The organism is Longimicrobiaceae bacterium, assembly GCA_036375715.1.
GTDB lineage: Bacteria > Gemmatimonadota > Gemmatimonadetes > Longimicrobiales > Longimicrobiaceae > DASVBS01.
On the sequence record DASVBS010000074.1, the window covers coordinates 22,504 to 38,512 of the forward strand.

The following is a 16,009-nucleotide window of genomic DNA, read 5'->3' on the forward strand; positions in this document are numbered from 1 at the left end:
GTCACCCCCCGCCTTCCCGCCGGGCCGGATGAAAGGTGTGGTCGGCCAGGGGAGCAGGGAGAAGGCTCGTTACGAGGCGATTTCCTTCGGTCTCCCAGGCGTCCAGTTCCTCGGCGTAGCGGCATCCCCAGCGCTCGCCCGCCTGTCGCAGCCGATGCTCCATCCACTCCGGGTGCCCGAATCCCACGCCGTGGAAGTAGAAGTCCGCCAGCTCGGCGACACGCTCGCGGTACGGGCTCACGTCGACCGCGACCGGAGGGAGGGTCGAGTGGATGTCGCGAATGGTGAAGATCGGTAGGTCTGCCCGGTGGGGCGTCGCCGGAGCGACCACCTTGGCCATTCGTGCCAATCCGACCGCGTTGCGGAAGATGCGTCCGCACGCCTGGTGATCGGGGTGGCGCATGCCCCGGACCCATGCCTCTCCCCAGGTAATCAACCCGGTCGGGCGGATCTCGCAGATCAGGCGCGCTACATACACAGCGGTCTCGCGATCGTCGACTAGCGCCGTGTCCGGGAAGTCCAGGAAGCGCGTCTCGACCCCCAGGATCTCCCCGGCGCGATGGCCCTGTTCGGTACGGCGGCGGGCCACCTCCGCCGGCGGAATGGGCCCGAAGGCCTCCGTCATCTCCCCTCGGGTCAGCCACACGATCACGACTCGATCCCCCCGGGCCCTCTGCGCCAGCAGAGTACCTGCGATTCCCACCTCGTCGTCCGGATGGGCCAGTCCCACAAGCAGCGTTTCCATGTCTTCCGCGATCCAACCGTTGGGCGACCCTTTCCGCAAGGGGCGCTTGCTTCCGTAAGTGATTCTTCGCGTGTCTCCTCGGCTGCGGATACCGATTTCCCGTATCCGGATCAGGATCAAGACTCGATCCGGTGCAGCCGAATCTAGCCAGACAGCGGTCGGGAGCACGACCTGCGCGGCGCGCACCTCTGTCGAGCGTCTGGCGTTTTTCGCAAGTTCATGTTTTCTTGTGGCCCGAAAGCTGTCGGCGCGCCGCGGCAATTCCCGTCCAGGCGAAGATCAATTTCACTGAGTTACCGCACCGATGCACAGCTGCACTCCGGTTCGACTCCCGATGGCGATGGCCGCGCTCGTCCTCGGTTTCAACGCGTGCGTGCCGAATCGCCCCCCGCCACCGCCTCCGGCCCCAGCGCCCGTGTGGCAGCCGGAGCCGGAGGAGCTGAACGAGTCCCCGGAGTTGCTGGAGGTGGAGATCACCGCTCCCCGGCGCGACATCCTCGGCGATGTTGCGTACGATCTACCGGTCGAGGCGAACTCCTGGGTGGAGGCGGAGCTGGATTTCCTGGTCCAGGAGCGCCGCGATGTGATCGCGCGCTGGTTGGAGAGGGGCTCTTTCTACGAGGAGTTCATCAAGGCTGAGCTGAGACGGCAGGGCGTGCCCACCGATCTCTTCCACCTGGCGATGATCGAGAGCGGATTCATCCCCACCGCGCGCAGCCGGGCGGGAGCGGTCGGTTTCTGGCAGTTCATGCCCGCCACCGCGCGTGCCATGGGGCTGCGAATCGACGCCAGCGTGGACGAGCGGATGGACCCGGTGCGCTCGACTCGCGCCGCCGCACGGCACCTGCGCGACCTCCAGCGGTCGATGGGGAACTGGGCGCTTGCCGCCGCCGCGTACAATGCGGGCCCGGGACGGATCAATCGCAGCCTGCAGGCACACGACGCGAAGGACTTCTGGGAGCTTGCCGAGCGAGGCGACCTGGCGGCCGAGACGAAGCACTACGTGCCTCGTCTCTACGCGATGACCGTCATCGCGCACCGATCGGCCGAGTTCGGCTTCGATACCTCCCGATCGGAATCGTTCGCCTTCGATAGCGTCTACGTCGAATACGCAACTCCGCTGACCGTGCTCGCCGATATCGGCGGCGTGAAGTTGGCGGATCTGCAGAAGCTCAATCCGCACCTGATCAGGGGGATAACCCCGGCGGGCTACTGGGTGTGGGTGCCCAGCAGTCGCGGCCCCGAGATCCAGCGAGCTTACCTGGCCAGCGATTTCCACCGCGAGCGCGGTTTCGCCACCTATGTGGTGCGGCGGGGAGACTACCTTGGCCGCATCGCCGAGCGTTCGGGGGTGAAGATGGCTCGCATCCGTGAGCTGAACCCTGACGTGGATTTCGAGCCGCTGCAGATCGGCGAGAAGTTGCGTCTACCCTACACGGCTCTGCAGCGTCTGGAAGAATCCAACCGCGCAGCCGCCGAGCGTCTGGCCGCGAGTGAGGCCCCGAGAGCTTCGCGGGCGTCCGGTTCCGCTGATGCGCCGAAGGCCTCGTCCGCCTCCGCTTCGGAGGGGCGCGCGTATGCCTCGGCGACGACGCGGGTGCATAGGGTCCGGAGCGGGGAGACGCTGTGGGCGATTGCCCGCGCCAACGACACCACGGTGGAGGCGATCCAGGAGGCCAACGGGCTGACGAGTGCGACGATCCGACCGGGGATGGAGCTGAAGCTGCCGGATGGAGGGAGCGCGGAGGTGGGCGAGGAGGCGCCCAAGGCGGTCGAGCATGTGGTTGCAGCGGGCGACACGCTCTGGGGGATCGCCCGGAAGTACGGCTCGACCGTTGCCGCCATCGAGGAAGCCAACCAGCTCGGAAAGCGGCCCATCCGGCCGGGTCAGAGACTTCGTGTGCCCCTGGGACCGGATTCGGGCGAGGGCGGATGAGAATGGGTTCAGGCCGGGAGAGGGCGGGGATCCACTCCCCGGCCCGGCTGGATCCGGGCGCAGTCTTCTCCGACTGCGGACCACCCTGCGCTTCGTGAGCCTCGCCCCGCTCACCCGGTGATGTCAGCCGTGACGTTCTCCACCTCGTCCACGGCGACTCCCACGATCTTCCCGTCAGGGAACTCCACAAGGTACCCCTCGCGCCCCTCCCGGTTGTTCTCGGCTCCCCAATGCCCGATCACCTCTCCCACCTTGCCGGCGTAGGGGCGGGACTGGTCGTACTGGGGATTGACGACGCGGATCTTGTGCATGGTTCGACCCTCCCACCAGCTTGTGTAAGATCTCCGCGATCGGATCACCCTCTTCTCCTCCCGCGGTCGACCCCTGCCGCTCTCTCGCCGTCTCGCGGGCGGGCGGTGGACGAGGGCAAGAGGCGTGCCCCCTAGCTCGGCGTGAGCCTTGCACCTGCCGGTGCGGGAGCCCAGGATTCGAGGGCGCAATTGCGACCGGGGGACTGGCTTCCCGGGCCGACCGACTCACCCCTGTACTCGATGAACAGTCCGGATCAACCAGCCGCGGATTCTGCCAAGCCGCGCGGTGGAGATCGTCGGCGCCAGGACCGGCGCAGGGCCGATCGTCGCGCCCCCGTGCCGCTATGGCGTCGTTCCTGGGCGTTCGTGGCCTATGGTGTGGTGGGAGCTTTCGCGGTGGTGGTGCTCTTCTCGCTCGGGGGAGACGAGCCGGAGGAACCCACGGCTGCGACCCCGGTCGGAACGCGCGTGGCGCTCCCCTACGTGGACTCGGCGTCCCTCGACTCTGCGCCCGGTGGGGTGCGAGATGCCGACGGTCCCGCCGGCTTCGAAGCGCTGCTGGCGGAGGGGGAGGCCGCGGCGGGCACGAGGGTACGGACCACTCTCTACTGTGAGCCGATGCGATCGGTGGCGATCCGGCGCGATCCGGAGGTGAGCGTGCACGCATCGGTCATGGCGCACGCAGGGAGCGACGGCCGGGTCCCGGGCGCCGAATGTCAGTGGGGCAGCCAGGCGACGGCGCCGGACGTGCTGTTGATCGTCCCTGCGGCCCTCGCCCAACAGTTCGCGTCGATGCCGGAGGTGGAGCAGTCGTTCGTCCGCCGGCGGGAGGTTCCGGCCGTGGTGGAGTGGATCGGCCGCTCCGAGGCTCTGGCTCTCCGCAACGTCGCCGTGCTCCAGTCGATAGAGGCTCCGGCGGACCGCTAGAGGGTCAGACCCGACCCGCCTGCGCCTGTGCGAGCGTCAGGCGCCGCAGGAGCTCCTTCTCCCCTAGGGTCCGCAGGGCGAAGTCGGCGGCCTCCCGACTGTTGAAAGTCACCCGCGAGGGGAGCGGCGGGGCCGTGGGGTCGTCGGCAGGCCGGAACGCCAATCGCACCCCGAGCTTGCCGTGAGCAACGATGTCGTCCACCCCGAACGCCTCCCAGGCGACGCCATGCGGGTCGACGATGCGGCGGACCGTCCGTGTATCTGCGTTCGACTCGGTTGTCATTCTCGTTGATTCCGCTCAGCTCTGTTCCTCGTCCGGATTATCGGCGAACTCCGGGCTGATCTCGCGCCACAGCTCCTCGACTAGACGGCGAAGCTCGCGCACCTGCTCCTCCTCCGGACGATCCTGCAGGTGGTAGCGCGCGGCGCTCAGAGCCCTGTAGGCTCGCCACAGGGCGGCCGAAGCGGGGGTTTGCTCGTGCGGCCTGCGCTTCTCCGCCTGTAGCTGTGCAACGAGCCACTCCGTGAGCTCGTCCTCGAGCTGCATCACTTCGGCATCGGCCTTCTCCGACTCGACGAGCTTTCGCAGCTTCGCGAGAAAGCTCTTCGGGAGCCCGGCGATCAAGTACGCCGTCAGATCATCCCGCTGCAGCATCTCACTCGCCATCCCCGTACTCCGGGTTAGAGGTTCAGCTTCGCAGCGCCTCCAGCAGCGCGTCGCCGAGCGCCTCCACCTGCCAGCGCCGGATCTCCGGTATTCCCTGCAGCTCCGCCACCGAGGCAGGGTTCTGCCGCGCGACCTCCTCCAGCATCGCGCGCGGCATCAGGAAGCCCGGATCGAGATCGAGATCCTCCGCGCGTCGGGTTCGCGCAGCGCGCAGGCGCTCCGCGCGCGCCTCTACCTCGGGGTCGCGCTCCCAGCGCCGTCCAGGCGGGAATCGGGGCAGCTCTTCTTCCGCCAGCTCCAGCCCCCGCCGGATCGCCGCCACGATCTCCTGACCACGGCGCTCGATCAGACCCCCTCCCACCCCTTTGATCTCCGCCAGCTCCCGTTGGCTCGTTGGCGGCCGCAGACTCAGCTCGACCAGCGCCTGGTTGGAGATCACGCGGAAGGTGGCCTGGTCTCGCTCGCGCGCGACTTCTTCCCGCCAGGCGTAAAGCTCCCGCAGAATGGCCAGTCCACGCGGCGTCAGCTCGCGCGCGCCCTTGACGCGCAGGAAGGCCTCCCGCCCGTCGCCGGGCTCGATCCAGCGGGTCGCCTCGCGCCGCTGAAACTCCTCCTCCGCCCACCTCAACCGGTCCATCTTGATCAGCTCCTCCCGGAGGCGATCGCGAAGGGCGGGGAGATACGCGGTGTCCGTGGCCGCATACTCCTTCATCCCCTCCGAAAGGGGACGCTCCGCCCAGTCTGCCCGCTGGTAGGCCTTGGGCAGTACCGGACCGAGGTAGCGCTCCACCAGCGCTCCCAGCCCGAGAGACCGCTCTCCCAGGAACGCTGCCGCAATCTGCGTGTCGAAGAGTCCGGCGATGGAGAGTCCGAGGTCCCGATCGAGAATGCGCAGGTCGTAGTCGGCGTCGTGCAGGACCTTCTCGATCGCACGATCGGACAGCAGTGGCCCGATCGGCGACAGGTCCTCGATCGCCACGGGATCGATCAGGAAGTTTTCCCGCCGAGAGGAGATCTGGACCAGGCTGATGCGGTCCAGATATCGGTGATAGCCGGCCGCCTCCGTGTCCACGCCGAGCAGTGGCTCGCCTGCCAGGCGTTGCACGACCCTTGCGAGCCGACCGGGGCTGTCGATGTACTCGTATTCCATAGCGGCGGTTCGCGGATCGCCTCCATCCGATCGACACCCCCGCCCGCGGAAGCCAGGTTGCGACGCGTTTGGTGACGGATTACAGGTGGCGTCGAGCCGGCGGAAAATGGTCGGGCCCCCGAGTACTCGCAAGACCGGCACCCGGAACCCGGTCCCCATTGCCGTCCGCTCGGCCGGTGGTCTACATTCGCTGGCTTCGAGCGCCCGGCGGCCGAACCGTGCCGCACCCGCTCCACGGGTGAACCGTTGCCAACCATCCCGCTCGCAGGGAGGGGGATCGGTGAGCGGAGGGCGCAGGGGGACCCGGAAGCGACCAGGGAGAGCCGAGGATGATCCGACGGACCAAGATCGTGTGCACGCTGGGGCCGAGCTCCTGGAGTGAGGAGCGCGTCGAAGCCCTGATGCGGGCAGGGATGGACGTGGCGCGCATCAATTTCTCTCATGGAGACCTGCAGCGGCACGGCGAGACCATTGCCACCGTTCGCCGGGTGGCGGAGCGCCTCGGCAAGCCGGTCGCGGTGCTCGGGGATCTCCAGGGACCGAAGATCCGGGTGGGCGTGTTGCCGCAGCCGGTGGAGCTCCGGGTCGGCGAGAGCGTGGTCTTCGCGCCGGAGGGGGAGGAGCGACCGGGCGAGCTGCCGACCACCTACCGCGAGCTGGCCCACGACGTGGAGGCGGGTGACGTCGTACTGTTGGCGGACGGCTTGATGGAGCTGATCGTCCAGGAGGTGACGGGCAACCGGGTCAAGATGCGCGTGGTGCACGGCGGGGTGCTCACCTCCAACAAGGGGATCAACCTCCCCGGCGTGAAGATGAGTGTCCCGAGCCTGACCGAGAAGGACATCCGGGATCTCGAGTTCGCTCTGGAGCAGGGGGTCGACTACATCGCCCTCTCCTTCGTGCGCGAAGTGGAGGACGTGCTCGAGCTGAAACGCAGGATCCCGCCGAATGGGCCGCTGGTAGTGGTGAAGGTCGAGAAGGGGATGGCGCTGGTAAACCTGAAGGCGATCCTGGAGGTGAGCGCGGCGGCGATGGTGGCCCGCGGCGACCTCGGCGTGGAGCTCCCCTTCGAGCAGGTCCCGCTGGCGCAGAAGCGGATGATCCAGCTCTGCAACCTCTCCAGCCGGCCGGTCATCACCGCGACCCAGATGCTGGAGTCGATGATCGAGAATCCGCGGCCCACCCGGGCGGAGGCGTCCGACGTGGCGAACGCGATCATCGACGGAACGGATGCCGTGATGCTTTCTGCCGAGACGGCAACCGGGAAGTTCCCGGTCGAGGCGGTGAAGGCGATGGTCCGCATTGCGGAAGAGATCGAGCGCAGCCACATCATCGACAGCGGCCCGCACTACGATATCCCCGTCGAGCCGCGCGAGGAGGACGTTGCAACGCCCACGGAGTGGGCCATCGCGGCTGCGACCGTCGAGGCGGTTCGTCGGGTGCAGGCGCCGCTCCTCGTCACCATCACGCAGACCGGGTTCACCGCACGCGTCGTCTCCAGCTTCCGTCCGCCAGTCCCCATCCTCGCCATCACCGACGACCGCAAGACCTTCAACCAGCTCGCTCTGGTCTGGGGCGTGATTCCTGTCCATTGCCCGCCCGGGCTCGATTTCGATCAAACGCTGGCGCAGGTGAAGCGGGAAGTGCTGAAGCGCGAGCTCGCGCGCGAAGGCGATCGGATGGTGGTCACCGCGGGCCTGCCCCTGCATCAACCCGGCACCACCAACTTTCTCCAGGTCGAAGTTCTGTGAGGCTGCACTTCCTCGGCACCGGCACGTCGTTCGGGGTGCCGGTGATCGGGTGCAGGTGCGCGACCTGCACCTCCTCCGACCCACGGGACCAGCGTATGCGGCACTGCGCGCTGGTGGAGGAAGGTGAGCGGCGCGTGCTGATCGACACGCCGCCCGAGCTACGGCTGCAGCTCGTGCGTGCAGGGGTCGCATCGATCGACGCCGTCTGGTACACCCACTGCCATGCCGACCACACCCACGGGGTCGACGACCTGCGGGTCTTTTCGGATCGGCGGCGCCGGGCGCTCGACGTCTTCGCCGACCCCGAGTGCATGAAGCTGCTGGAGTCGAAGTTCGACTATGTGTTCGACCCCAGGGTGAAGCCCATGGAGGGGACCTCCCGCCCTGAGGCGAACTTGCGGCCGTTTCACGCCTACGAGCCCGTGCAGGTGGGCGGCCTGGAGATGCTCCCGCTGCCGGTGCCGCACGGGCAGGTGCAGGCGTACGGCTTCCGTCTCGGCGGCCTGGGCTACATCACCGACGGGAAGAGCCTGCCGGAACGAACCTTTCATGCCCTCGAGGGAGTGCGGGTGCTGGTGCTGAACGCCTTATGGGTGGGTGATCCGCACCCCACCCACTTCAACGTGGAGGAAGCCGTGGAGGTCGCGCGCGCGATCGGCGCCGACCGCACCTACCTCACGCACCTCAGCCACCGCGTTCGCCACGCCGAGCTCGCTGCCGCGCTTCCCCCCGGCATCGAGCCGGCCTTCGACGGCCTGGTGGTGGAGGTCTGAGAAGCTCCGGGGCCTTCTTCGTCTGACGAGAAAACCGAGAAATCTGAGAATCGGAGATTCGATGCTCTCCCTCGACTACAACAATATGCTTTCCCCCCGGTTGGGTGGACGGGGGATCGATCCCGAGGCGCTGACGGGGCTACGGGAGCGCTTTGCTGCGGTGCACGAGGATACCGCGCGCCGGCGCCGCGAAGGCGAGCTGGGCTTCTTCGAGCTTCCCTACGCCAGCGAGCTGGTCGACCAGATCGAGCGATTCGCCAACGGTGGGGGCCAGGCGTTCGAGAACGTCGTGGTGCTGGGGATCGGGGGCAGCGCCCTTGGTACCATCGCACTGCGTACCGCCCTGCTGAACCCCTTCTGGAATGAGCTGAGCAGCGAGGAGCGGGATTTCTACCCTCGCCTCTACGTGATCGATAACCCCGATCCGGTCACCTTCTCCGCCTTCCTGGACCACATCGACCTGCGCAAGACCCTCTTCAACGTCATCTCCAAGTCGGGGGGGACGGCGGAGACGATGAGCCAGATGCTCGTGGTTCGCGCGCGGTTGGAGGCGGAGCTGGGCGAGGGGTATCGGGGGCATCTCCTCTTCACCACTGACCCCAGCAAAGGGGTTCTGCGCCGGCTCGCCGAAGCCGAGCAGATCGCAACCCTCTCGGTTCCGCCCAATGTCGGGGGACGCTTCAGCGTGCTCTCCTCGGTCGGGTTGCTGCCCGCGGCCCTGGTCGGGATCGACGTGCGAGAGCTGCTCGCGGGCGCGGCGGAGATGGTCGACCGCTGCGCCACCCCCGAGCTGGAGCGCAATCCGGCCGGGGTGTACGCCTGTCTACAGTACCTCGCCGACACGCAGGCGGGCGCGCCGATTCACGTGATGATGCCGTACTCCGATCGCCTGCGCGACGTGGCCGACTGGTTCCGTCAGCTCTGGGCCGAGAGCCTAGGCAAGCAGCGCGACCGTGAGGGCAAAGAGGTCTTTGTGGGGCCGACGCCGGTGAAGTCGCTGGGGGCGACCGACCAGCACTCGCAGGTGCAGCTCTACATGGAGGGGCCCTTCGACAAGACGATTACCTTCATCACCGAGCGGAAGCGCGAGAACGATCTGACCATCCCCTCCCTGTATCCGGAGGTCGAGGAGCTCGGCTACCTCGGCGGCCACACCCTGGGCGAGCTCCTGCAGGTGGAGAAGGAAGCCACCGAAGCGGCGCTGACCCTGCGTGGCCGGATGAACATGACGATCGAGCTCGAGCAGGTGAATGCCCGCTCGCTGGGCGCCCTCTTCATGCTGCTGGAGATCGCCACCGTGTACGCCGGCGGCCTCTACGGGGTCGACCCGCTGGACCAGCCCGGCGTGGAGCTCGGCAAGCAGCTGACGTACGGCGTCTTCGGTCGCGCCGGCTTCGAGGAAGCGCGCGCCGAATGGGAGCGAAGGGAGGGGAAGAAGGAGGAGTGGAGGGTGTGAGGTTGGAAGCGGGATGAAGCTTCCGAATACCCAAAAACCCTCTTCTCAGCTCCGAAACCCTGTACTCCGATCCGGGTACCACATTTCAACAATCCATCTCCTCATTCAGGAATTCCCGAGACAGGTATGGAAAAGATCCGAGTGGTCGGCTTGATGACCGTCCTCACCCTCCTGTTGGTGGGGCTCGGAGGGTACGTGGGCGGCAACGGCGGGGCGCTGATGTTCTTCCTCATCGCTCTGGCGATGAACTTCGGGATGTACTGGTTCAGCGACCGGATCGTCCTCAAGCAGTATCGCGCCCACATCGTCGAGCGGGGTGAGGAGGGTGGCCGCTTCGATCGGCTCTACGACATGGTGGACCGGCTGCGTCGCAACGCTGGTCTTCCTATGCCCGTCGTGGCGGTCTCCGAGCAGATGCAGCCCAACGCCTTCGCTACCGGTCGCAACCCGAAGCATGCGGTCGTGTGTGTGACCCGCGGAATGTGGGAGCTGGTCGCGCGCGGCCACATGACGGAGGAGGAGCTCGAGGGCGTGATGGCGCACGAGCTCGCCCATATCCAGCACCGGCACATGCTGGTCGGCACGATCGCGGCAAGCATGGCCGGCGCGGTGATGATGATCGGGAACATGCTCAAGTGGGGCGCGATCTTCGGGATGGGCGGCCGCGACAGTGAGGACAACAACCCGCTGGCGTTGATCGCCCTCGCGATCCTCGCCCCGATTGCCGCCATGTTGGTGCAGTTGGCGATCTCCCGCCGCAACGAGTTCGAGGCGGACGCCGGTGCGGCGCGCATCAGCGGCAAGCCCCTGGCCCTCGCCAGTGCCCTGCAGAAGATCGAGCAGATCGCGACCCGTCACCCAATGGACGTGAGCCCTTCCGCGGCGCACCTGGCGATCGTGAACCCGCTGGGAGCGCTCGGAGGCATCACCAACCTCTTCCGCACCCATCCTCCGACCGAGGAGCGGGTCGAGCGGCTGCAGCAGCTGACCACCCAGATCGGCGCAGTGCCGCTGCCGCGGTGACCCTCCTTCCGCCGGATCCCTTCGCCGGCCGGATGCTGGTCATCTTCAATCCGGTCGCCGGGCAGGATGACCCCTCGCGAGTGCGTCGCCAGATCGGCGGCGCACTTGCCGTACGCGGGGCCTCGTTCGACCTCGTCGAGACGAAGGGTGCAGGCCACGCCGAGCAGTTCGCGAAGGAGGCGGTAGAACGAGGCTACGGCTGCGTAGTGGCCGCCGGCGGCGACGGTACCATCGCCGAGGTGATCACCGGTCTCGCGGGAGGCAATGTCCCGTTGGGAATCATCCCGCTGGGCACGGGGAACCAGCTCGCCGCCAATCTAGGTATTCCCACCGACGTCGAGCGGGCGGTGGAGGTCGCCGTGAGTGGGTCTCCCCGTCCCATCGACATCGGCCAGCTCGATAGCGGGCGCTACTTCGCCCTGATGGCAGGGGCGGGTTGGGATGCGGAGGTGATGGGAAGCTGCACCCGCGAGCTGAAGGAGCGCTGGGGCTTCGGCGCTTATCTCTTCCAGGGTCTGCGACGCGCAGCCGCCCCGCCGTCCGCCCTCTTTCGCATCATCGCTGACGGCGCCGAATTCGAAGTTCGGGCCGCGACGGTCCTCATCGCCAACGCCGGACAGCTTTTCTCGAGCCTCTTCCCGGTGGAGGTGCGGATCGCGCCTGATGTGTCCTTCCAGGACGGCAAACTCGACATCTGCATCTTCGCGCCTCGCACCCTGCCGGACGTCGCCGCGGTGCTGTGGAAGGTCGCTCGCCGCAAGTACGTGGGGGACGACCGGATGATCTACCTGCAAGCTCGCGAAGTGACCCTCCAGGCCGACCCACCTACCATCACCCAGGTGGATGGAGACTGCATGGGTGAGACACCTCTTGCCGCCCGCGCCATCCCCGGAGGCGTGCAGGTCCTCATGCCTGAGGGATCGATACGCGGCGCTTGAAAGCGGCTGGTCCTTGCGGTAAATTTTCGGGAATGCGCACCTTCGATCCAGCGCGGCTCGACCGCCTCGACGCCGGAAATGGGGATCGTCGCGAATACCTGGTGGTTCGCGGCGCCCGGGAGCACAACCTCAAGAACATCGATGTCGCGATCCCGCGAAACCGGCTGACCGTCATCACCGGCTTGAGCGGCAGCGGCAAGTCCTCGCTGGCCTTCGATACGATCTACGCCGAGGGCCAGCGGCGCTACGTCGAGTCGCTCTCGGCATACGCCCGGCAGTTCCTGGGGTTGATGGAGAAGCCGGACGTCGACGCCATCGAAGGACTCTCCCCCGCCATCTCCATCGAGCAGAAGACCGCCGGCCGAAATCCCCGCTCTACGGTCGGCACCGTCACCGAAATCTACGACTACCTGCGACTTCTCTGGGCGCGCGCTGGCACGCCGCATTGCCCCAGCTGCGGCCGCCCGGTGCGCAGGCAGAGTGCGACGCAGATCGTCGATCAGCTCCTCGGCTGGCCGGAGGGAAGCCGCATCGAGGTGCTCGCCCCGCTGGTGCGCGGCCGCAAGGGCGAGTTCCGCGACCTGTTCGAGGAGATGCGGCGGAAGGGTTTCGTGCGCGCCAAGGTCGACGGTGAGGTGGTGGACCTGCAGAATCCTCCCGCACTTGCGCGTCGCCAGAATCACGACATCGCGGTGGTGGTCGACCGCCTGGTGGTGCGCGAGGGCGATCGCCAGCGGCTCGCGGATTCGGTGGAGACGGCGCTGCGCACCGCGGGCGGCATGGTGGAGATCGACCTGCACGGGACAGAGGCGGAGCCAGTCCACCACATCTTCTCCGAGCACTACGCCTGCCCCACCTGCGGCATCAGCATTCCGGAGCTGGAGCCGCGGCAGTTCTCGTTCAACTCCCCCTACGGCGCCTGCCAGGCCTGTGGTGGTCTGGGGACGCGCAAGGAGCCCAACCCGGAGCTGGTGATCGGTGACCCCAGCGTGTCGATCCTGGAGGGTGTGGTCCTTCCCTGGGGCGTCCCGCGCGGGCACCTGCGCACGACGATCCTCCAGGGGCTGGCGGATGCCCTGGGCTTCAACCTCAACACGCCCTGGGGTGAGTTGCCCGAACACATTCAGCGCCTTCTGCTCTACGGCACGGAAGGGATCGACGGAATCCCGCGCAAGCTGAAGTGGAACGGCATCCTCCACGATGTCGCCCAGCGATACGCGGAGACGACCAGTGAGTCGATCCGCGGCCAGCTGGAGGAGTACATGTCGAGCCTTCCCTGCACCGCCTGCGGGGGGGTGCGGCTGCGTCCGGAAAGCCTTGCCGTGACGATCCTCGGCCGCTCGATCGGCGACGTGGTGGAGATGTCCATCGTCTCCGCCCTGCAATTCTTCGAGCAGGTCGACGCGGATCCGTCGATCCCGCGGGAGATCGCCGCTCCCATCCTGAAGGAAGTCCGGGAGCGGCTGCAGTTCCTGGTGAACGTGGGGCTGGAGTATCTGACGCTCGGCCGGTCGGCAGAAACCCTCTCGGGAGGGGAGGCGCAGCGGATCCGACTGGCGACGCAGATCGGCTCGCGGCTGGTTGGCGTGCTGTACATCCTGGACGAGCCGTCGATCGGCCTCCACCAGCGCGACAACCGCCGGCTCATCCGAACTCTGGAGGGGTTGCGCGACCTGGGTAACACCGTGCTCGTGGTAGAGCACGATGAAGACACCATGCGCGCGGCCGATCACGTGCTCGACCTGGGTCCGCGCGCGGGGAGGCACGGCGGACAGGTCGTGGCCGAGGGCACACTGGAGGAGGTGATCGCCACCCCGGAGTCCTTGACTGGGGCGTACCTGCGCGGTGAACGGACCATCGCCATTCCCGAGCAGCGGCGTGAGCCCCGGCCGGGGCACGAGTTGATCATCCGGAGGGCGCGGGAGCACAACCTGCGCGATCTCGACGTGCGCCTACCTCTGGGGACGTTCATCGCGGTCACCGGCGTGTCCGGCTCCGGTAAGTCCACCCTGATCAACGACATTCTGTGGAAGGCGCTGTCCCGGCACTTCTATCGGGCCAAGCTCGTCCCGGGCCTGCACGACCGCATCGAGGGGCTCGAGCGGATCGACAAAGTGGTGGACATCGACCAATCGCCGATCGGGCGGACGCCGCGCTCGAATCCGGCTACCTACACCGGGCTCTTCACCATCATCCGCGACCTCTTCGCCGACCTGCCGGAGAGTAAGATGCGCGGGTACTCGCCCGGGCGATTCTCCTTCAACGTCAAGGGGGGGCGGTGCGAGGCGTGCCAGGGAGAGGGGCTGGTGAAGATCGAGATGCACTTCCTTCCGGACGTCTATGTTCCCTGCGAGGTCTGCAAGGGGAAACGCTACAACCGGGAGACGCTCGAGGTCTTCTTCAAGGGGCACTCGATCGCAGACGTGCTGGACCTGACGGTGGACGAGGCGCTGGAGCTCTTCGAGGCGGTGCCGCGGCTGCGGCGTCACCTCCAGACCCTCTCCGACGTGGGGCTCGGCTACATCCACCTCGGGCAATCGGCGACCACCCTTTCCGGGGGCGAGGCGCAGCGGGTGAAGCTGGCGACGGAGCTGTCGCGGCAGGCGACGGGACGAACCCTCTACATCCTCGACGAGCCGACCACGGGACTCCACTTCGAGGACGTGCGGCTGCTGCTGAACGTGCTGCATCGGCTGGTGGACAAAGGAAACACGGTGCTGGTCATCGAGCACAACCTCGACGTGATCAAGACCGCCGACTGGATCATCGACCTCGGTCCGGAGGGAGGGAACGGTGGCGGGCGTATCGTGGCTGAAGGTCCGCCTGAGGAAGTGATGAAGGTGCCGGAATCGTACACCGGGCAGCACCTGGCGGAGGTGCTGCTGGCGCGGGTTTGAGCTAGCGGCTGCGGCGGGCCCTGCCGAAACTATCCTTGCCAAATGCCGTAAAGGCTATTCAAGATGTGAAGTGGCATGGTGGCGGCGGCGCTCGGCATGCCGGGATCACCCTCGCACTCAACCGGAGAATCGCATGGTGACGCGCGAAGATGTGGAGAGCTTCCTCCTTCGGATGGAGCTGGAGGTCGAGGAGGTCGAACCCGGGATGTGGGTGGCGCACCACGCCGACGACAGTGCACGCCTGGTGGTACACTATTCGCCACCGCTAGTGGTGCTGCGCACGAAAGTCATGGACGTTCCGGATGATGAGCAGCGCTGCCTGGAACTGTACCGCCGGCTGCTGGAGCTAAACGCCACCGATCTCGTGCACGGCGCTTATGGAATCGAGGAGGGTGACATCATCCTCTCGGACTCGCTGGAGCTCGAGAACCTCGACTTCAACGAATTCCAGGCGTCCGTCGACTCGATGCAGCTCGCGGTCGCCTCGCACCTGGAGAGCCTTTCGCCCTTTCGCAACTGCTAACCCCACGATCCATGGGCATCTTTTCCAAACTCTCCACGGTCATCAGGTCCAACATCAATGATCTGATCGCTCGGGCGGAAAATCCCGAGAAGATGCTGAATCAGATCATCCTGGACATGCGCGAGCAGCTCACCAAGGCCAAGCAGGAGGTCGCGGTGGCGATCGCGGATGAGCGCAAGCTGAAGGCGCAGGCGGAGGAGGAGGCGCGACAGGCGCAGGAGTGGGAGCGCCGGGCGATGCTGGCCGTCAAGGAGAACAGGGATGATCTCGCGCGGCAGGCGCTGCTGCGTCAGCAGGAGTACGCGCAGCGAGCGCAGAGCCTGTACGAGACCTGGCAGCGACAATCCGCCGAAACGGAGCGCCTGAAGGAATCCCTCCGGCAGCTCAACGCCAAGATCGAGGAAGCGCGGCGCAAGAAGAACCTCCTCATCGCCAAGCAGAAGCGGGCGGAGGCGCAGAAGCGGATCCACGAGACCATGGCCGGGCTGTCCGACCGGTCTGCCTTCGAGGCGTTCGACCGGATGGCGGAGCGGATCGAGGACAACGAACGCCGCACCCTCGCTTCAGCGGAGGTGACCGCTGAGCTGAGCGCGGGCGACCACCTGGAGAGGGAGTTTAAGGCTCTCGAGAGCGGCGACAACGCTGACGAACGGCTCATCGAGCTCAAGCGTAAGATGGGCCTGCTCCCGCCGCCGGAGCCGGAAGAAACCGCGCAACTGAGCTCCGGTGACAACGGTCAGCGGCAGCTCAACTCGGGGTCGAGCGAGCACCCGGGGGCAGGGCCGAGCGACCACCCCGTGCAGGAGGCCGAGCTGCTGGAGGAGTTCGAGGAGTTGGAGAAGGGTGAAGCCGGCGCCGGAGGCTGATTCGCCACTTCCCCGGTCACTCGGCTATCTGTAGTTTCAACCGGAC

15 protein-coding genes are annotated in these 16,009 nt (G+C 66.9%); 10 read left to right on the forward strand and 5 right to left on the reverse strand.

Annotated elements, in window-relative coordinates; translation table 11 throughout:
• Position 1 precedes the first annotated feature (1 nt).
• The gene (locus VF167_15685; GenBank protein ID HEX6926864.1) at positions 2-745 is read right to left on the reverse strand and encodes a PIG-L family deacetylase; all 744 of its coding nucleotides are present in this window, start codon (positions 743-745) and stop codon (positions 2-4) included.
• 304 nt (positions 746-1,049) lie between these two features.
• Between VF167_15685 and VF167_15690 the strand changes: the two genes are divergently transcribed.
• Entirely contained in the window at positions 1,050-2,681 is a 1,632-nt protein-coding gene (locus VF167_15690; GenBank protein ID HEX6926865.1) for a LysM peptidoglycan-binding domain-containing protein, read from the forward strand.
• Positions 2,682-2,791: 110 nt separating this feature from the next.
• On the opposite strand, the gene VF167_15695 is transcribed toward VF167_15690, so the two are convergent.
• A complete protein-coding gene (locus tag VF167_15695; protein ID HEX6926866.1) occupies positions 2,792-2,992 on the reverse strand; it encodes a hypothetical protein in 201 nt (66 codons plus the stop codon).
• A gap of 240 nt (positions 2,993-3,232) precedes the next feature.
• Between VF167_15695 and VF167_15700 the strand changes: the two genes are divergently transcribed.
• Positions 3,233-3,919 (forward strand): hypothetical protein, encoded by a 687-nt coding sequence (locus VF167_15700; GenBank protein ID HEX6926867.1) that lies wholly within the window; start codon positions 3,233-3,235, stop codon positions 3,917-3,919.
• A gap of 4 nt (positions 3,920-3,923) precedes the next feature.
• Here VF167_15700 and VF167_15705 read toward each other — a convergent pair whose 3' ends face one another.
• From VF167_15705 to VF167_15715, 3 genes are read right to left on the reverse strand one after another with little or no spacing between them, the layout of a single operon-like run.
• On the reverse strand, positions 3,924-4,202 hold the full coding sequence (locus VF167_15705) for a hypothetical protein (GenBank protein ID HEX6926868.1): 279 nt from the start codon (positions 4,200-4,202) through the stop codon (positions 3,924-3,926).
• 15 nt (positions 4,203-4,217) lie between these two features.
• Positions 4,218-4,586, reverse strand: a complete 369-nt coding sequence (locus tag VF167_15710) for a hypothetical protein (GenBank protein ID HEX6926869.1) — start codon at positions 4,584-4,586, stop codon at positions 4,218-4,220.
• A 22-nt stretch (positions 4,587-4,608) separates the two neighbouring features.
• A complete protein-coding gene (locus VF167_15715; protein ID HEX6926870.1) occupies positions 4,609-5,736 on the reverse strand; it encodes a ribonuclease D in 1,128 nt (375 codons plus the stop codon).
• A gap of 329 nt (positions 5,737-6,065) precedes the next feature.
• On the opposite strand from VF167_15715, the gene pyk reads away from it, so the two are divergent.
• The 8 genes from pyk (at position 6,066) to VF167_15755 (ending at position 15,963) form a co-directional block, all read left to right on the forward strand.
• Positions 6,066-7,487 (forward strand): pyruvate kinase, encoded by a 1,422-nt coding sequence (gene pyk / locus VF167_15720; GenBank protein HEX6926871.1) that lies wholly within the window; start codon positions 6,066-6,068, stop codon positions 7,485-7,487.
• Complete coding sequence (locus tag VF167_15725; GenBank protein ID HEX6926872.1) at positions 7,484-8,260, forward strand: MBL fold metallo-hydrolase; 777 nt, start codon at positions 7,484-7,486, stop codon at positions 8,258-8,260. Before pyk ends, VF167_15725 begins: the two co-directional genes overlap by 4 nt.
• Before the next feature lie 61 nt (positions 8,261-8,321).
• Positions 8,322-9,716 carry a glucose-6-phosphate isomerase gene (locus VF167_15730; GenBank protein ID HEX6926873.1) on the forward strand — a complete coding sequence of 465 codons (1,395 nt, stop codon included), beginning with the start codon at positions 8,322-8,324 and terminating at the stop codon, positions 9,714-9,716.
• A gap of 126 nt (positions 9,717-9,842) precedes the next feature.
• Positions 9,843-10,739, forward strand: a complete 897-nt coding sequence (locus VF167_15735) for a zinc metalloprotease HtpX (protein HEX6926874.1) — start codon at positions 9,843-9,845, stop codon at positions 10,737-10,739.
• The gene (locus VF167_15740) at positions 10,736-11,677 is read left to right on the forward strand and encodes a diacylglycerol kinase family protein (GenBank protein HEX6926875.1); all 942 of its coding nucleotides are present in this window, start codon (positions 10,736-10,738) and stop codon (positions 11,675-11,677) included. Before VF167_15735 ends, VF167_15740 begins: the two co-directional genes overlap by 4 nt.
• Positions 11,678-11,709: 32 nt before the next feature.
• Entirely contained in the window at positions 11,710-14,574 is a 2,865-nt protein-coding gene (gene uvrA / locus VF167_15745; protein ID HEX6926876.1) for an excinuclease ABC subunit UvrA, read from the forward strand.
• Between the two features lie 133 nt (positions 14,575-14,707).
• On the forward strand, positions 14,708-15,097 hold the full coding sequence (locus VF167_15750) for a hypothetical protein (protein HEX6926877.1): 390 nt from the start codon (positions 14,708-14,710) through the stop codon (positions 15,095-15,097).
• Positions 15,098-15,108: 11 nt separating this feature from the next.
• A complete protein-coding gene (locus tag VF167_15755) occupies positions 15,109-15,963 on the forward strand; it encodes a PspA/IM30 family protein (protein HEX6926878.1) in 855 nt (284 codons plus the stop codon).
• Positions 15,964-16,009 lie beyond the last annotated feature (46 nt).

What these genes read in the sequence shown, in the direction of transcription:
- VF167_15685 (HEX6926864.1), bottom strand. Translation starts at nt 745, where the DNA reads ATGGAAACGCTGCTTGTGGGACTGGCCCATCCGGACGACGAGGTGGGA.
- VF167_15690 (HEX6926865.1), top strand. Translation starts at nt 1,050, where the DNA reads ATGCACAGCTGCACTCCGGTTCGACTCCCGATGGCGATGGCCGCGCTC.
- VF167_15695 (HEX6926866.1), bottom strand. Translation starts at nt 2,992, where the DNA reads ATGCACAAGATCCGCGTCGTCAATCCCCAGTACGACCAGTCCCGCCCC.
- VF167_15700 (HEX6926867.1), top strand. Translation starts at nt 3,233, where the DNA reads ATGAACAGTCCGGATCAACCAGCCGCGGATTCTGCCAAGCCGCGCGGT.
- VF167_15705 (HEX6926868.1), bottom strand. Translation starts at nt 4,202, where the DNA reads ATGACAACCGAGTCGAACGCAGATACACGGACGGTCCGCCGCATCGTC.
- VF167_15710 (HEX6926869.1), bottom strand. Translation starts at nt 4,586, where the DNA reads ATGGCGAGTGAGATGCTGCAGCGGGATGATCTGACGGCGTACTTGATC.
- VF167_15715 (HEX6926870.1), bottom strand. Translation starts at nt 5,736, where the DNA reads ATGGAATACGAGTACATCGACAGCCCCGGTCGGCTCGCAAGGGTCGTG.
- pyk (HEX6926871.1), top strand. Translation starts at nt 6,066, where the DNA reads ATGATCCGACGGACCAAGATCGTGTGCACGCTGGGGCCGAGCTCCTGG.
- VF167_15730 (HEX6926873.1), top strand. Translation starts at nt 8,322, where the DNA reads ATGCTCTCCCTCGACTACAACAATATGCTTTCCCCCCGGTTGGGTGGA.
- VF167_15735 (HEX6926874.1), top strand. Translation starts at nt 9,843, where the DNA reads ATGGAAAAGATCCGAGTGGTCGGCTTGATGACCGTCCTCACCCTCCTG.
- uvrA (HEX6926876.1), top strand. Translation starts at nt 11,710, where the DNA reads ATGCGCACCTTCGATCCAGCGCGGCTCGACCGCCTCGACGCCGGAAAT.
- VF167_15750 (HEX6926877.1), top strand. Translation starts at nt 14,708, where the DNA reads ATGGTGACGCGCGAAGATGTGGAGAGCTTCCTCCTTCGGATGGAGCTG.
- VF167_15755 (HEX6926878.1), top strand. Translation starts at nt 15,109, where the DNA reads ATGGGCATCTTTTCCAAACTCTCCACGGTCATCAGGTCCAACATCAAT.